This window comes from Nocardia sp. SYP-A9097, from assembly GCF_009649815.1.
Lineage (GTDB): Bacteria > Actinomycetota > Actinomycetes > Mycobacteriales > Mycobacteriaceae > Nocardia.
The window spans coordinates 16,466-33,881 of the sequence record NZ_WJIC01000036.1 but is presented as its reverse complement, the minus strand read 5'-3'; the positions used below and the strand labels follow the sequence as shown (position 1 = coordinate 33,881).

The window sequence follows — 17,416 nt, the reverse complement described above, 5'->3', positions numbered from 1 at the left end:
GTGCGGTGATTCACCCCGGTGGCCCCGCTACCAGCCGGAGTCGGTGGCCGCGCCACGACGCGGGGCCGCAGTCGGATCCGGCACGGGATTCGGTTGCGCCGCAGTACGTTCCGGCGATTTCGGCGGGGCGGTCGACACCACCGGCGGTTCCGGAATCCGCAATTCGCGGCTGAGATCCGGCATACCCGGCACCAGGTCCGCGAGCTTCGGCAGCCGATTCTGGTTCTGCGACACCGGCGCCAGCACCTCGCGGCCCCGCTGGGCCACCTCGGCCGCCGCCTGCTGTGCCGCCTCTGTGATCGCCTTCGCGATCTCCGGATAGTCGAGATCCGCTATGTCGGAACCGAATTTGGTCTCGATCACGGTGCCCTCGGCATTCACCGTCACCGTCACCCGCTTCTGCCGCACGGTGGCGGTCGCGGTCAAAGCCGCACGCTCACGCTGCAATTGGGTGATGGTGCGCATCTGGTCGGCGAAGCCCTCCAGAATGTCGGAGAGATCGGTACGCGCGCGCTCGTTATTGTTCATCGGCTCAGTCTCACTTGAACTGATCGCCGTTGCCGTCATCCATACGGGTTAACAACTCCAGCGCATCCTGCTGCCCCTTGGAGAAGTTGCCGAAGGTACCGGACATATTGCGCGCGCCCTTGACGATATTGTCGCTGCTCTTCAGATAGCCGTTCTCACCGGCGGCAAAGCCCTTGCCCATGGTGTCGCTACCCCACGGCTCGCCGCGGCCCTCGGTGGTCGAGATCAGCGTGTCCACGACCTTGTCGATCCCGTCGCGCACCGCGCCCGTCTTGTTCGAGGCAGTGCGCAACAGGTCCTTGTAGGACTGCAATCGGTCGGTCACGACGCATCTCCGTCACTCTGGCGAAAACCGCAGGGGTACCAACCCTTACAGGCCAGGGCAACCGATCAGTTGACGGAATATTAACGGCCGGTGCCGATTCGGGCCGCGCCGACACGGGCGGAGGTCAAACGCGCTGATCTCCTCGGGCATCCATATGCTGCAACACCCGATCCACATGCTGCCCGATGCGCTCTGCGAGCCGCTCCGCGCTCGTACCCACCGCACGCACCTCGGACTCGTCGAAATCGATGAGATAGCGACCGTCATCCGGCAGATCACGCCACATGAGAGTGGTCTCGATGGCACCCCGCGGACCGAAGATCGACCGCCCCTGCATAGCCCGGACCATTCCGGTCCACTCGGCGGGCTTGGACCAGAAGGCGTGACTGCGGGTTTCGGTCGTATCGTCGAACGAGTCGAAGGCGAGCGACTGCCTGATCTCGTACGGATCGCGCTCCGGCGGTTCGAACACCATCGGCAGCGCGGGTCCGCTCGCCGCCTCGGCGGCGGGCAACTGTGCCACCATCAGCCCGGGCAGATCGGCGGGTTCACACTCGGTCACCGTGAATCCGCCGCTGTGGTAAATGGTTTCGCCAGGTTCCTGGGTGATCAGCACCGCGCGCCAGCCTCTTCGAGCACCATGCACTCGAATCCGCTTGTGCGGGTTGTCGATATCGCTGTCGCACCAGGTGCCCGAGATGACGAACACCTCCGGATTCTCGATCACCTCGAACAGTGCGCCGAGGCCCGCGTCCAGGCGATCCCGAAGTCCGGCCTCCAACTCCGACAGTTCACGCTCGTAAGCATCGAGCGACTTGGTGCGACTGGTGTAGGCCAGCGGCACCGGCACCCGACCGTCCAGGAATCGGTTGCACAGCACCTTGAACTCGTCGTCGGTGAAGTCCCACCTCATGCCTCGACCACCGGGTTGCCCTCGGGGTGCGCCGGGACATGCTGCGGCTCTCCGATATGCGTGAGCGCACCGAGGAAGTCCACCGGCGGCGGCTCGTGATCCGCGCCCGCCTGTACCCCCGCCATCATCGGATGGTCCGAAAGATCCTCTGTCACACCGAAAACCGGCTGCGTGAAGCTGGCGTCCAGACCCGCGCGCGGGAACAGGTTGGTCAGGCCGCCCGCCGGAGTGGTCGTGACCGAGGCCGCCGCGGGGGTTACCACGGCCGCACCGGAAGGGGTGGTTTCGCCGGGCAGACCAGCGGCGGGAACGGCGGGATTCGTGGTATCCCCTGTGGTCAGGCCGAGCAGCTGCGACAGTTCGGCCAGCTTGTCCGGCTGGTTCTGAATCTGCGCCATCGCCGCTGTCACCTTGTCCTCCGACACGCCCAGCAACTGCGCCAGCGTCGAGGTGTCACCGGACTTCAGAGCGGTATCGATCGCCGTGAGCAGGGACGGCAACGATTGCGCCACAGTCGCTCCCGCGCTCACCAGACTGCTCAGCAGACTCGACAGCTGCGAGAGGCCCTGACCGCTGTTCGACGAGTTGGAGGTGGGACTGGTCGTCCCGCCAGTGGGCGAGCCGCCATTCGACGAGGTCGACGGCAACGAGGCGCCCGGAACGGTGCCGTTCTTCGCGTCCTCGGCGGCCTTCTTGGCTGCCGCGTCCTTCGCGTCCTGAGCGGCCTTCGCGTCCGCGGCGCTCTTCGCGTCCGCGGCGGCTTTCTTGTCGGCGGCGTCCTTGGCGTCCTGAGCGGCCTTCGCGTCGGCGGCGTCCTTGGCGTCCTTGGCCGCTTTCTGATCCGCGGCGTCCTTGTTGGACTGATTGGCGTGGCTGGTCCCGCCGCCGGAATTGCCGCCGGAATTGCCGCCGGTCTGGCCCGAAGGATCGGGCTTGGGATTCGGATCCGGCTTGGGATTCGGGTCCGGCTTGGGATTCGGATCGGGCTTGGGATTCGGATCCGGAACAGTCGGCGCTACCGGCTTGTCCACCGTGGGCTGCGGCAGCACCGGAATCACCGACTGGGTGTCCTTGCCGTTGGTGACGTAGTCGCGATCGAAGCGCCGGCGGTACTCACCCAAATCGTCCGTGCAGAGCTTGTCCTCTTTCTTCTCCGGCATGCACGACTTGGTCCAGGTCACCCATCGACCGGTGTAGTCGAGCAACTCGCTCATCCGGTTCATCGAGTCCAGTAGCGGCTGCGCGTCCTGCGCGTAGCGGCGGACGGCGTCCCGGGCACCGCTGGCACCGGCACCGTGCCAGCTGTTGCTGAGTCCCTCGATCGTGGTCCCGAAGTTTCCGATGCTGGTGTGCACCTTCTCGCCCAGCGACTTCCAGTCCTGTCCGGCCAGGTAGTAGGGGTCACCGTTCAGCGTATTGTGCAACCGGATGAGCTCGTCCCACCCCTGATTGGAACCGTGCTCCCACTCGATGAAGGGTGTGTCGAGGAAGCTGGAGGCGTCCTTGGCGTCTTTGTGGGCGTTGCGATAGTTCTTCAGATCCTTCGGGAATCCGTGATCCGGCAGCGACTCGAACAGACCGAATCGGGGCTTGCTCGTATCGAATCCCGCACCGATCGAATCGGTGGGAATGGTGTAATCCCCCAGTCCGGGGATGGTTTTCGAGGCCTTGTCGAGCTGCTCGGCGGAGAGACCGTCCACATATTTGTACGCCTGCCCCGCCGCACGGAAGGTCTCCACCATGGCCGTGAGGATCTCGACATGGGTATCGAAGGCGGTCTGCAATTCGGTCCCACGACGACTCAGCCCCTCGGCCAACGCCTTTCCCGACGGCAGAAAACCGATCACGGGGAGACTGTTGAGGCCGAGCTGATCGACCGCCGCCTTGAAGCCGCGCATCGCACGCAGGAGATCACCTGCGGCATGCATGCCGGTATCGGCGGCGGAGGGATCGAACTGCAATGTGTGTGCGTCGAGCTGGGCGGTCAAGCCCGTGCCCCACGGCGCAGGTTTCGTGTCAGGTGCCATCGGTTACTACGCGCTCCCCGTCTCAACTGTTTGTGCCAGCACAGCCTACGTCCGTTAACTACCGGTGGCGCCCAGGGAAATTCACCCCCGCGCGGCCCTCATCGTTGTCGGCTCCGAAACCGCTGTTCGAACTCGGGAATGTACCGCGAGGGCGGTACCGAAGACGAAGACTGTTCCAGCACACCATCATCCGCGATATAGAAGATAGCGCGGCCGATGGCGATCTCGCCGGATTCGGGTGGGACATGCACCAGCCAGCCGAGGTCGAGGCGGTCGGCGTGCAGGCGCTCCATCGGGTAGTCGGGGGTGTGCGGGCCCCGGTCGGCGAGGAAGTCGCGGACCGCGCCGATGGCCTGTTCACGCGATATCGACGAGGGATGTGAAATCGGCTGCGGCGCGGTTACTCCCACCATGGTGAGCTGGAAGTAGGCGCTGTCGATATCGAAGATGTCCTCGTCGCCGAAGACCTCGACCAGGGTCTGCCTGGTGACCACGCCGCGTTCGGCCGCCTCGACCAGGGCGGTGGTCGAGGCCCGCTGCTGTTCGGTCGGATCGGCGGAGAGCAGGCCGCACACCACCTCCGCGACGGTCTCCGCGGTCCAGATACCCGGTACCGCATCCGCCAGATCGGCGGCTTCGGGGGAATCGCCGCGATACCAGTTGCCGTTCTCCCACCAGTAGCAGAATGACAGGAGACCATTGCCCGCACGGGGATTCAGAACCGGGCCCGCCACCCATTCGGGCGCGCCCGCGTACACCGCGGGCAACGGTGCGCCCTCGTTGTAGGCGGCATGTAAGCGCGGATCGTTCCACACACCACCGGAGAGCACCGCACGACCGCCGGGCAGGGTGTACAGGGTGGAACCACTGCGCCGACTGCCCTCGAAGTAGCCGAGGGCCGGAAGAATTCGCGGACCCCACTGCGAACCCGCCGCCACGAACGCCGCAGCCAGCACCGCCCAGCGCGCCCACATGAGCGGGAATTCCGGAAAGTCGAACTCCGACAGCCGGGCTCGCATCCCGCCTTCCCGATCGGCGCGGGCCCGCAGCGCCGCGACGCGCGGCGGCCGGGCCTGGCGATCACCGTGCTCGATATAGGCGGCCAGCCAAACCGGAAGCACCGCACGCGGATACGTCTCCAGGTCGGCGAGATAGACCTCCGGCGGAAACAACTGCTCTTCCGGAAACGGCTCGTCGCCGTAGTCGTATTCGGCCTCCAGCGCGCCCGCCTGCGACACCGACAATTGCCATCGCCACCAGGGCCCGTCACCCAGTTCGGCGCTGGTATGACGCTGTGCCCGAACCAGTTCCAGCACCCGCGGACTCGGCTGCACCCGCACCGCACGCCGCCCCTCGGCGAAGAACACCTGGGCGATCTCGGCCTCGGTGGTCAGCACGAACAGCGCCTCCAACTGCTCCCACCCGGGCGGACCGGAAAGCGCCAGCTCCCTGACGATCTCATGCGCCAACTCGGTGGCGCGAGCCGTCGCATCGGGTTCGGGTTCCAGGCGCGGGCCACCTCCCAAGGTGAAGGCCACATCCGGCTCCGGATTGCCCGCCTGCCCCACGGTGCCGGCGGGCGGCGCGGAATCGGCTGCGGGGAACGGCATATGGCCGTTTTCGGTGTCGGTCACCTCGGTGCCATCTCCTCATTGTCGAAGTCATCGGGTCCGGGCATCGGCGGTGCGGGCATGGTCTCGATATCGACCGGGTCCGGCAGTTCCGGATCATAGAAGTGCGGCGGGTGCGGGATATGCGAGCGGTACGCCGACCACGGCAGGCGAGCACCATTCGAGCCGGGGCGACCGCGGGGTACGTCATTGCCCGATCGTGAATCGTCCGGCGGGACAGGGCGGGAGCCATCATCCATATCCGACTGCGATGTGACGACATCCGCCTTGCGACCGAACGGCCAGGAGATCTTCGACCGGCGCACGCCATCCCCGACCAGCAGATCGGGGCGATTCGCCTGATGTACGGGGCTGAAGTAGTCCTTCACCCAGCGCACCGGATTGCTGTGCCGTTCCGACCCGCTCGTCAACGGATCATGCTGTGCCGCAATCGCATCCGCTGTCGAGATGGATTCGACGCGCAGCAGTTCGGCGATCCGATCCGCGATCCGGTGAGCTCTTTGCGCCGCCGAGTGAGCCATCCCCAACTCGTACGAATACTCCGGGGCCTCCGCTGCCAGGTCACTCGCGTCCGCCCTGCGCTGATCGGCGTCGGCGACCAACTCGGCCAGCACATCGGTCAATTCGGATCGGCTCGCATCCCCCATATCCAAGCCCAGCGACCGCTCCGCCAGCAGTCGCGCCTGGGTGAGCGGTTCATCCTCGAGACTCGCGACAATGCGCGGATCCGGTTCGAAGCCCGCCGCACGCAGCAGCTGTATATGGAGCACCCGGGCGGGTTCGGTAGCACCGAGCCCGTTCAACTCCACATCCAGGAACGCCTCCGCCAGCGCTTCGGGGACATTGAGTCGACCGTTCGCGCGGAAGCTGTAGTCACTGAGTTGCCGCAGCCACGTATCGAATTCGGCCCGGTCCCCGTGCGGGTGAGTCTTGGCGAACTGTGTCAGCAGGGCCGGCAGCGCACCCGGCTGCGCGAAGTAGTGCCCGGTAAGTGCCATGGCGTGACCGAACTCGTGGATAGCCGTTTCCAAGGCATGCGGCTCATCGGTTGCCGGATGTTGCCGGCTGCTGTAGTTCTGCTTGACGGCGATATCCTGCTGACCGGCATAGCCGTGCTCGAAGACGATCGAGCCGGGGACATAGACCGCGGCGGGCCGGAAACCGACCAACGCGTCATACGCCAAGCGGTCGATCATCGCCCGCCCCAGCTCCGCAGCGGGGTACTTGGTCAGCATGGCATCCAGGCCCTTGGCGAACAGGCGTACCGAATCCGGGTGTACGCCAACCGTATTCAATCCGGACAGGCGCACGCCGTGCCGCTCGCGGAACAACTCCACGATGTCGGCGTGGCTGCGGTGTGCCCACTCGTCGGTCAGGACCGTGGAGGGCGGCCATGGCGCATCCGACTTCGGCAGTGGCGCGACCGATTCGAACAATCGCTGCCACCAGCGCTTACTCGCCTCCGACTGGGCTGCCTCGGCAGGAGACCGCTCGGGAAGCTCTGTCCGCGTGGCGGATTCGGACCGCTCCGCTACCGGGACAGGTGCGGATCGGTCGGCGGCGCCGGATTCGGTGGCGGGCGATTCGCCGCCGTGCCAACTCCAGCGTTCGACGTGGACCGCACCGCTCGCGTCGATATCGACACGGTGGTATTCGAACTCCGTTCCGGAATCACCGAATACGGCCCGCACCGCCGGATCAACCATCAGATCGGGATGTGACTCGGTACCGACGATCACCACCCGGCCCGGCCGATCCTCATCCCCCGGCGTGATCCGCATATTGCGGCCCAGATACTCACCGCTTCGAGCCGACAGCACCTCGCGGACCACGGTCTTCTCGATTGGCTCCGATTCGCGGCCTCGGGAAGCGATTTCCGCTGCATCCGAACGCATTTCGAATACCTCGCGCGGTCCTTGCCGCCACCGGGCGGGCTCCCCCGCCGGAGCCGCTCCGGCCCGGACCGCCGTTGCGGCCGCGGCCGCCTGATCGGAGAGCCGCTCCAATGCCGTGATCTCGCGCACCTGCAGCGACGTGTTCGACCAGCGCCCCTCCAACTCGGCCTGCCGATCCGCCGCATCCGCCGCGGCCCGCACCGCGTCGACGAACTCCGGACCGCTTGCACCCGACAGGTCCACACCGAAGCTCGCATACGCCAATTCCCGTGCCTGCCTGAGGAATTCGTCTCGTTGGCTCGCCAAGACCGCCAGTCGGCCGGACACCTCCGGCTCCGTGGGCGCGGACGCCATTTCGGGATCGAAGGGGGTCGCGGTGGGTTCGGCGGCCGAGTCGGCGGCGGGCATGGGTCGCCAGGAGCCGTCAAGGCGGGCCAGGCTTTCGCGGGCCCGAGCCAGGCGGGTGGGGTCGCCCGCGGCAATGGCCTCATCGCGTTCGCGAACGGCTTCGGCGCGCAGACGGGTCGCGTGTTCGACCGCCTCCGGGTTCGGAAGCGATGCGGCGTTGTGAGACTCGTCGAAACCGGTTGGGTCCGCCGGGAATTCGGGGGAATCACCGAAATCGAATCCGTCCGTGTCGAAGGACGGTGGGCGGCGAGGTGATTCGCCGGAAGCGGGCGGTTCGGTGCCGGGCTGCCCGGGTTCGGCGGGAGCTGCCGACCCATCGCGGTTCCAGAATTTCAGTTTGCCACCGAACCGGCGCACGCGACCCTGCTCGGGATCACGGTCGGTGAGATCGGCCGAGCCATCCAGCAGGGTACGGGCCATGCGGTCCAATAGTTTTCGCTGGTCCGGGTCGGACAGGCCCTGGAAGCGGCGGGCCAGCATATCGGAGGCCGAGCCGTCGCCCGTGGGTGGCGGAACACGCCAGCCGCCATCACCGTCGGACTGCAACCACATCTCGAAAGTCCAACCGGGCAAGCGGACTTCGCCCCGATCGAAATGCGCGCCGCGCGCCGTGGTCGAGTCCGGGGCCGGCAGCGGGACCTGGCGCATGAACAATTCGCGGGTCACGTGCGCGGGATGCGGCGGAGTGGCCAGCGACGGATCGCCGAGCGTCGACAGGAAGCCGACGGTCATGAAGTCACCGCGTAGCCGGCCGACCTCCTCGGGGCGGGTGAAGGCATCGGCGACTCGGAAGGCGTCCGGGCCGAGCTGGCGCAGCCAAGCGTCGAAACCCAGTGCGGTGTCGCCACGTTCGCGATAGTTCAGGTAGTGGCCGAGCAGTTGTGCCGCCGCGTCGAAGTCCTCCGGTCTGCGATCGGGGCCCTCCGCGACCGCGGGAGCCATCCACTCGGCCCGCAGTACGCCGCCCAGGCCCGGCTCCACCAGCAGATAGCGCAGACGATGCGATTCGTTCCAGAGCACATCGGTGTACTCCGGATTGGTGACCTCCAGGGCACGCAGTAGATCCATGTGCTCGCCGAATTCGGCGGCGATCACCAACTCCGGGCGACGCCCCTGCAAGAGCACGATATTGTCGTTGACCCAACGACCGCCGATCTCATCCACCGACAGCTTGGCATCCACGGCCTGCCGGAATTCCACCGCCGACTCGGAATCGGGCCCGGAGCGCGGCGCATGCGGGTCTCCGGAGGGCTCGACCGGGCGGTCGGCGGAACTCGGTTCGGCGGGGCGGCCGGGGCGCAAATTCGGTTCGGCTCCAGTCGAATCCGGACCTGCTGTGCCCGTCCCGGGATCAAGGTCCTGCACCCACGGGTGGTACTCCGTAGTGTTGTCGTTCGCGGTGCGCACCACGTCGAAGGCGACCTCGGCCACCTCCAGGCCGACCCGGTCCAGGTACTTGCGCACGGCCTGCCGCCCGGCATCGAACGCCACCCGGCCAGGGCGCTCCGCCTCGCCACCGGGGCGTGCGGCTCGCCGCTCGGCCTTCTCGTACGCCTTGTCGTATGCCTCGGTGTAGGCCCGTTCGGCCGGGCCGACCGGCACGAACTGGCCGCCGTCGCGCAGCATTCGCAGAGATTCGATCTCCATGGCGTACTGGCCCGCCCGTTGCTCACGCAGTGCCGGGGAATCCGACCTGCGCACCGGGGGCTCGTAGACACCGGATGAACCCGAAATACCGTGCGCCCGATCCCATTCCGCACGATGATGCGCCGCGGGATCGAGGCCGTCGATACGCGGGCCCGACTCGACGAGCGCCGCCCGGACCGCGCGCGCACCCGCCGTATGGGCTGCGGCGTCGAGCATATGGTCGGTCACCACCGGGTTGTCCCGCCACACCCGCTCGGCGATCTCGCGGGCCTCGGCGAACGCGCCGTCGTACGCGGCCGCGAGCGGACCCGGTTCACCCACCTGCGCACCGCCTACCGCCAAACGCAGCACCTCGTAGGCGCGGGCGTGCGCGACAGCCTGCCGATCCAGCATCGCTTCGACGTATTCGTCACTGCCCATATGGAATCGGGGCAGCACTTCACCGTCGGCGCGAGCGGGCTCCACCAGCACGGCGGTGCGCACCACCTCCGCCATCCATTGCTCGTGACTCGCATCCTGATGCAGGACAAGGGTGTTCGCGGCCGGATCGAACCCGGACCGCGCATCCGCCCGCACCGGCTGCCAATCCTCGACAAGCATCCTCGCGTCGGCGGCGGTGGTGAAGCGGATGTCGATCCCATGACGGCGCAGGACCGCCAAAGCGTCTGCGGCGAAATCCATTCGAGCGATCGCGCCGCGCAATTGGGACATATTCAGTTTGCCCAATGCCAGCGGCGGCACCGCGGGCGGATCGGAGACCTGCCCGGGATGCTCCCGCCGGTCGGCGGTGATCGAGTAATCCTCCGCCAGCTGTGCGAGCGACTGTGGATCCACCCGGCGCACCGCGGTGACCCCCCGATCGTCGAATCCGGCCTGAATAACCTCGACCACAAGGCTTTCCGATTCGAGATGATTGGCGAAATCGGCATCGGCGTCGGCGGCCGATCGGAGCAGTGCCAGCACATCTTCGGCGGGCACGGGCCGCGCGGCCGGATCACGGGCCTGCATGACGACGGCATGCGCGGGGTCACCCGGGAACACCGCGACCCGATCGGTGAGCCAGTGACCACCCCCGGCGCGCACCTGCGCGCCCACCATCTCTTGGGTCGCGATATCGACTACAGCGGAGCGGATTTCATTGTGCGCGGCGGTAACCAGCGCCTGTTTACGCACCAGATCGGTGAGCTGCCAGGCATCGGCGACGTCGCCGTGCGTGGCATCCGGCGAGCGCGAAACTCGTTGCCATGCTTCGGCTGCCACGCGCTCACGGCCCGACCAGGATCGATCGGACGCATCCAGCCCGAGTTTGCCGGACACTCGATCGAATGCCCGATCCCATTGCTGGGCACGACTATTGGTCGCACGCAGCGCCCGAAAATGCTCCCGCCCGAGATCGACCAGCCTGGTCGCGACCTCCGGCGTACCGGTCCTGATCGCGGGCAGGCCGTGAAATGGGCTGTCGTGCGCCGCATCCCAGGCCCGGCCGTACTCCTCGCGGAAGCTCGCGCCCTGCTCCGGGTAGTAACCGCGGCCGAAGAGCTCATGCGCCATCAGTTCGTCGACGCCCGCTGCCCGGCCCAGCTCGCGCAGGCGTGCCGGGTCGATATCCGGTTGCCTGGCAACGGCATCGGCGATCGCGGCATCCCGGGCGGCCAGGTAGGCGGCCTCCAGCGTCGTGGTCTGCGCGGTATCGGCCGTCTCGCCCAGCGTGCTGCGCGCCACGTCATAACCCGCGGCATCCAGCTCGCGATAGAACTCGGCCTGGCGGCCCAGCGCCTCGGCCTCCACCCGCAGATGCGTCGCGATGTACGCACCACGACCCACCGCCCGAATATCCGCCGGGGTGACCGGCACCCGGCCGCCCATCACCGCCTCGGTCAGCACCGCGAAACGCACCAGCTCACCGGCCTGCAGCAGTTCACTGCGCCCGGTCTGCGAAAGCGTTGCCAACAGCGACAATTCATCGAACCGAGGACCCGGCGCCGCACCCTCGTCGCCGGTCGGCCGGTGGAAGACGACCGCCACATCATGCTCGCGCAACACCCCGGCTGCGGCCCGCCCGACTCCGGTCTGCTCGAGCACCTGCCGCACCGCCGACTCCGCGCGGACCGACGGCGTGTTCGTCCACGCGGTCGGCTCCTGCCGCAATGCCCGGACCACCGATTCCGGCCGAGCCCGGTCGCCGCTGTCCGCGGCGAACGACACATCCGGCTGCCCTACCGACCCGTCTACCGTCGCAAGGCCGCGTTCGGAATTCGGCGCAGCCGCCTCGAAGCCGGGTGGGTGTGGGGGCTGTGTTCCCCCCGCGGGGCCGGGCCGTGGTTGCTGCGGGGCCGCCGCACGAGCCGCGTCCGAGGGGTCGATACCGTGGGCGGCATCCCAGGTGCGGGCATGCAGGTCGGCGAAGGATTCGCCACCGGGAACCTCGCTGTGCCTTGCGATTTCCGGGCGCAGGGCGGCCATAGCCGCCTCATTCGCGGCCCGGTCCAATTCGTGCGGACGGGCCTGCGGGGACTCGGCGGCGGCCGCCTCGCGGGCGCGGTGATAGGTATCGAGGTACAGCGATTCCGAACTCGTATGCGGAATCTCGTGACCGGCCGCGCGCAATTGGGCTCGCGCCACGAATTCCCATGCGTGCGCACGGGTTTCCTCATCGACCTGCAGGGCGATGTACTCCTCGCGGGAGCGGGTCAGAAGTTCCCGGATCGGGCCGAGCGGATCACGGGTACGCGCCAGTTCGGCGTGCAGTGCACCGTGCACCAGGGCCGCCATATGCTCGGCATCGGTGGCACCGGCATCCAGGATCAGCGAATTGCGTTGCGGGCGAAAGCCGGTGGAGCCGTCCGAGCTGAACTCGATGCCGACTCCGTGGCGCGCCAGCACCTCATCGGCCCAGCGGCCGACCTCGGTATCGACCAGACCCGCGCGGACCCGGCTCATGATGTCGAAGGTGGCCGCACCCAGACGATCCGCCGGGTCCACCTCGGGCAAGCGGGCGCGAGCGGGCGCGTTCGGATCGGTGGCACCCTCGATCCACACCCGGCCGTGCCGATCGGTGGTGACGGTCACCAGTTCACGCGGTACCGCATCGATGAGTGCGGCGGCGGCCGGATCGCGGCGCAGGTCGGCCAGGACGCGCTGATGCTCACCACTCGCCGCCGCGATCACCAGCCGCCCGGGATCACCGGGGAACAGCACGGCATGATCGCCGAGACGCCGCGCCCCGGGGAGGCCGGCCGGACCGGCGATCAGCGTGTCCAGCAGGTCGCGGGCCGCATGCGCGTCGACGCGGTCGGCGTGCCGCTGATACTCGGCCAGCTCGGCATCCCGCGCCTCGGCGGCATCGGCCAGGGTGCGCAAATCGTGTGCACGCCTGCGGAATTCGGCCGCCCGCGCGGGATCGGTCGCCGGATCGGCGAGTTCGAACTCGATCCGCGCCAGACGCGCCGACGCCTGCAGCACGATCGACTGGTCGTGCGGGGCGGTATCGAAGCCGAGCCGTCCGGCCAAATCCATTACACGAGCGTGACTTTCATCCAGTCGCAGGGAAGCCGACATACGCTCCAGCGCGGCGGCACGCAGGGTCTCGGCGACCTCCGGACCGCTGGGCCGGTGCCGTGTCGCGCCCTCCGGCACCCGCTCCGAATTCGCATTCGCCTGCTGCCAGGTTCGGCGGTAGAAGTCCGTGTAGTTGTTGCCGTTCGCCCACACCCGGGTGGCGATATCGTCACGCAGCACATCCACGCCGGCCAGATGCGCGACCTCGTCCGCCTGCGCGGCGGTGAGGCCGGCATCGTTGCGGGCCAACATCTCTCGCGCATGATCGGAGGCCGCGCGATAAGCGGCCTCCAGCGGATGTCCGGGCACCTCATACCCGAGAGCGCGCAACTCCGCGGCCAGCCGGAAACGCCCGCCATTACCCGCCGCCTCCTCCGCGACCATGGCCGCGATAAAGGCATCCTGGGTCATTTCCCGAATCCGCGTGGGCGTATTGACGGTGCGCCCATCGACCATGTAGTCGGCATGCTCCGCCTCGTGCGCCAGCGTCAATGCCTGCTGGATGAGCCCCGCGCCATCGGTGAAGGCGACAGCGGACAGGTCCCGCCGCCGGAATTCACCCGCCCTGCCATCGGATGCGCTGGGCTCGAACCGCATTCGCGCCGGGCCGTTCTCCAGCCGGTGCAGGATGTCGCGGCCCGCCGGAGTCTGCGCCAACAGGGCGCGCACCTGGTCGGGCTGGTTGTCCAGCGAGGTTCCGATACGCACCGAATCCGGTGGCGCGGCGAGGATTTCGGTACTCCAGTCGGATATCGGCGGGCGGGCGGCCTCCCAATCGTGGCCGAGAGCGACGGCGTGCGCATTGGCCTCCTGCCAAGTCGCGCCGGGATGCGCACGGAGATAATCGGATTCGGCCGACGCGGATTGCAGCAGCACCAGATCGTGCGGCAGCAGGTCGCCCGAGAGCAGGCGCACCCACGCCTGCGCCACATCCGCCGACTCCGGATGCACGCCGACGAGGTGATTCTTGATCTGCCACAACTGATCCGGAGTGAACTCGGGCAGCCGGGGATCCATATGCAGCGACAGGGAACGAACAATCTCATCCACGTCCGCGTGCCGGGATTCGGTGAACAGACGTTCATAGATCCGGTAGATCGTCGAACCGGCGGAATCCACAGCGCCGGTGTGGAAATGGCCGCGCATCGTCTGCTCCACCAGGTCGAGCCCGGCGAACGTCGAATAGCCCGGCTCCGATCCCCGAACCAATACCTCCCCGATGGCATCGACAACCGAACGCGCCAACTCGTCCTGCCGCATCCGGCGATAGATCTCCAACTGAACATCGATCTCGTCGATATCGACATCGTCGAAACGGATACGGTCGTACACCGAGGCCACCGACCAGTCGTGCTCACCCGCGCCACGCGGTGACACCGGAATACCCTGCGCGTCATAGAGAATCGTGGACACCGCACGCAACTCACGCGGCGCGATCGGCGGAAAACCCGAACGCTCTCCCACCGCGGGATCGATCACCTCGACGAACAACCGGCCCGTACCCGGCTCGGCACGTACGGTCAGCACATAGGCGTGCGCGCCCACCCCGAATTCATCGGTCGCACCGCCGTACACATCCACCACCAGCGCATGCGCCCCCACCCCCAAAGCCAGCAGCTCATCCGCGATCGGCTGATGCGGCGACCGCCCCTCCCCCACCTGCGGCACCGCCACCAACCGCGCCCCCGCCCCCGCCGCCGCCTCCAACTCCACCCGCGACATTCCCGCCAAACCCACCGGCTCACTCGGCACCGAAACAACCGGGCTACCGGTGCCATCCACAATCACCTGCAGCGACAACCGCCCACACTCACCCCGATTCGCCGCCGACAGCCTCTCCCCACCATCCGCCGCCTGCCGACCGGACGGCCCCGCGTCCGGCACCCGAGCATCGTCAACAGTCCGTCCATCATCCGCACGGCGCACATCATTCGTAGGGCGCGCATCGTCGGCACGGCCCGCCCCATCAGCAGGGCGCACACCATCCGCGCGGCCCACACCATCCACAGGGCGCACACCACCCGAGGGGCGCACATCATCGGCACGGCCCGCACCATCAGCAGGACGCGCACCATCAGCAGGACGCGCACCATCCGCACGACCCGCACCATCCACAGGGCGCACACCATCCGCAGTGTGCGGAATATCAGCGGGCGATCGGACGCCGTCCACGCCCTCGCGGCGGCCTTCACCGGGCATACTCTCGCGCTCAATGGGAGCGGTTCGGCTCGCATCACCTTGACTCACGGCGGCGGCGCGCACATTGGGTAGCTCACGCCCATGCGGCACCGCGGATTCCGTGACGCCCGAACGTATTTCCTGCGGACGGTGCCCCGTGGACCCGTCCCCCGCGATATTCGCGCGCGGCGCCGGACGCGGCGAAGCGGCACTCGGGCGTGGCTCCGCCGGTGCGGCGCGCACGATCTCGGGACGAGACGTCGCCGACGAAGGTGCGGGATCACCTTGGCGCGCAATCGAATCCCTCGCGACGCGACCATGGGCACCGGGCCCGGCCGGGCTGACTTGCCCGGTTATCGGCGGATCATGAGCGGGGATCACGTGTGCGTCCGTTCGCGGCTGGGAGACCGCAGCATCCAAGTGCAGCTCGGAACTCGCAGCATCCGCAGGCGGGCGGGAGACCACGGCATCCACGGGCGGGCGAGAGACCACGGCATCCACGGGCAGCTGTGAGACTGCGGCATCCGAGTGCGGGCGGGGTTCGGGAACGGCTTCGGACGCATGTGCGTGTTTGGTTCCGGCGTCGGGCGTGGTCGCTCCACCTACGACATGGTCGGTGGCGGTGTGTGGCGGGCCTGTTTGCGAATGTGCCTGTATACCAGCATGATCCAGCCCACCCACCGCGGTGACTTTCGCATCCCCGGCACCCGAGGGGCGGCTGGTTGAACCGTCGCTCACACCGGCGACGGGCGATAGCCCCTCGGCACGTGCGGCCGGGTTCGGGACAGCACCCGAATCAAGCCCGCCTCGTGGGGCTCCCGCGGTGGGTGAACCGGCCGTCGGGGCGGAATGACTCCCACCACTCTGCGGCCCGGCTGGGGTGCCGACCGGGGCCGAAATGCCAGGGCTGCGTGCGGGTCCGGACGGATGCGGTCCGGATTGGGGCGCACCGGCGGCCGGGGTATGAGGAGAACCGGTGGTGGGGGCGTTCGCCGACGGGGCTTGAGCCTGCGGAGCGGAAGGGGCCTGCTGGACTGTCGTGGCGGGTGGAGCTTGGGCGGCGGGAGGCTCGGCTCCAGCGGCGGACGGGCGAGAGGCCGAGTCCGGGCCTGCCCCCGCTCGCGAATCGGAGTCGGGTCTCGCGCCCGCCGGGTGGGTCGCGGATTCGGTGGCGCCACCCGTCGGTGCGGTCGAGTTCGGGGTTGGGGCGGTGGATTGTGTTGTGGGGTTGTGAGTTTCGGTGACACCTGGGGTTTCAGGGACACCGGGTGGGCGGGAGCCGATGCGGATCAGGTCCGCGGGGGTGGCGGGGGCGGAATACCATTGGGGACGACGGTTGTGCCAGAACTGTTCTGTCAGTGCGTGATTCGCTCCGGAGAGAGCGCCGTTGGAGAGTCCCGCGGCGATCATGCGAGGATCGAATTGGCTGACGGCGGATTTCGCGTTCTGGAAGGCCGTGCCGAAATCCTCGGTGAACCCGTCTATCAGGAATTGCGTGGCGACGCTGCCGCCGAAACCCGCTCCCGCGCCGACCAATCCGGCACCGGTGCCGATGATCGCGCCCTTGAGCCATGGCCGGAGCTCGGTACCGGCGAGATGCTCGCCCAGTCGATGCGCGAACGGGCTCGCCGCACCCGCGCCGATCGCGGAGCTCGCGGCGGTGACCCCGGCCTGCACCAGGTCGAAACCCTTGCGATGGCCACCCGCGACCTGCCAGCCTTGGACGCCGAGTTCCTGTGCGGTACCGAGCACCGTATCGATGGCGATCTCACGCACGAAGAAGTTGGCGACCCGCTCGCCCAGATACCGCGAGACCCACTGCACCACGCGATCCATCAACTGCCGCGCCAGCATTCGGATACCCATCCGGGTGAACCCGATGGCCACCGCCTCGGTCACCGCGGCGGTCGGCGGGAACATCCACGCCGCGATGATCTCCCCCAGCAGCAATGCCAGCGAGGTGATCATCATCAACTGCGCGTACTCGATCTCGGTGCCGACGCCCTCCGCGGCCTCGCCGATCTGGTCGAATGTCGCGGCCAGGGTCTCCAATGACGCATCGCCACTGCGCAATTCGTCGAAGGCGCGCGCCATCTCGGCAATGCCCGCACCGGATACGTACGCCTGCAACGACAATGACTTCGCCGCATCCACATCGGCGAGAATGGCGCGCAGCTCGGCGGCGGCTGTGCGCCAATCCGACGCCATCCCCCACATGCCGTCCGGATCACCGGTCGGCCAATCCGATCCCGCTACCCATTCCAGTGGAATCAGATAGGAAGGCAGCTCAGCCATACACCGCTACC

Annotated in this window: 6 protein-coding genes; all 6 read right to left on the bottom strand. The window is 67.8% G+C overall.

The features are described from left to right. Positions 1-27: 27 nt before the first annotated feature. The 6 genes from GFY24_RS36565 to GFY24_RS36540 all read right to left on the bottom strand — a co-directional run bounded on the left by GFY24_RS36565 (position 28) and on the right by GFY24_RS36540 (position 17,405). On the bottom strand, positions 28-528 hold the full coding sequence (locus GFY24_RS36565; RefSeq protein ID WP_153809693.1) for a YbaB/EbfC family nucleoid-associated protein: 501 nt from the start codon (positions 526-528) through the stop codon (positions 28-30). A 10-nt stretch (positions 529-538) separates the two neighbouring features. Beyond that, positions 539-853: a hypothetical protein gene (locus GFY24_RS36560; RefSeq protein ID WP_153809692.1), complete on the bottom strand. Its 315-nt coding sequence runs from the start codon at positions 851-853 to the stop codon at positions 539-541. A 124-nt stretch (positions 854-977) separates the two neighbouring features. Further along, entirely contained in the window at positions 978-1,766 is a 789-nt protein-coding gene (locus GFY24_RS36555) for an ESX secretion-associated protein EspG (RefSeq protein WP_153809691.1), read from the bottom strand. Then, a complete protein-coding gene (locus GFY24_RS36550) occupies positions 1,763-3,793 on the bottom strand; it encodes a WXG100 family type VII secretion target (RefSeq protein WP_153809690.1) in 2,031 nt (676 codons plus the stop codon). Before GFY24_RS36550 ends, GFY24_RS36555 begins: the two co-directional genes overlap by 4 nt. A gap of 98 nt (positions 3,794-3,891) precedes the next feature. Next, positions 3,892-5,427, bottom strand: coding sequence for a hypothetical protein (locus GFY24_RS36545; protein WP_309231771.1), 1,536 nt, complete (start codon positions 5,425-5,427; stop codon positions 3,892-3,894). Then, a complete protein-coding gene (locus GFY24_RS36540) occupies positions 5,424-17,405 on the bottom strand; it encodes a hypothetical protein (protein WP_153809689.1) in 11,982 nt (3,993 codons plus the stop codon). Before GFY24_RS36540 ends, GFY24_RS36545 begins: the two co-directional genes overlap by 4 nt. Between the last annotated feature and the right edge of the window lie 11 nt (positions 17,406-17,416).

Coding starts and splice junctions, on each gene's coding strand:
- GFY24_RS36550 (WP_153809690.1), bottom strand. CDS start 3,793: ATGGCACCTGACACGAAACCTGCGCCGTGGGGCACGGGCTTGACCGCC.
- GFY24_RS36565 (WP_153809693.1), bottom strand. CDS start 528: ATGAACAATAACGAGCGCGCGCGTACCGATCTCTCCGACATTCTGGAG.
- GFY24_RS36540 (WP_153809689.1), bottom strand. CDS start 17,405: ATGGCTGAGCTGCCTTCCTATCTGATTCCACTGGAATGGGTAGCGGGA.
- GFY24_RS36555 (WP_153809691.1), bottom strand. CDS start 1,766: ATGAGGTGGGACTTCACCGACGACGAGTTCAAGGTGCTGTGCAACCGA.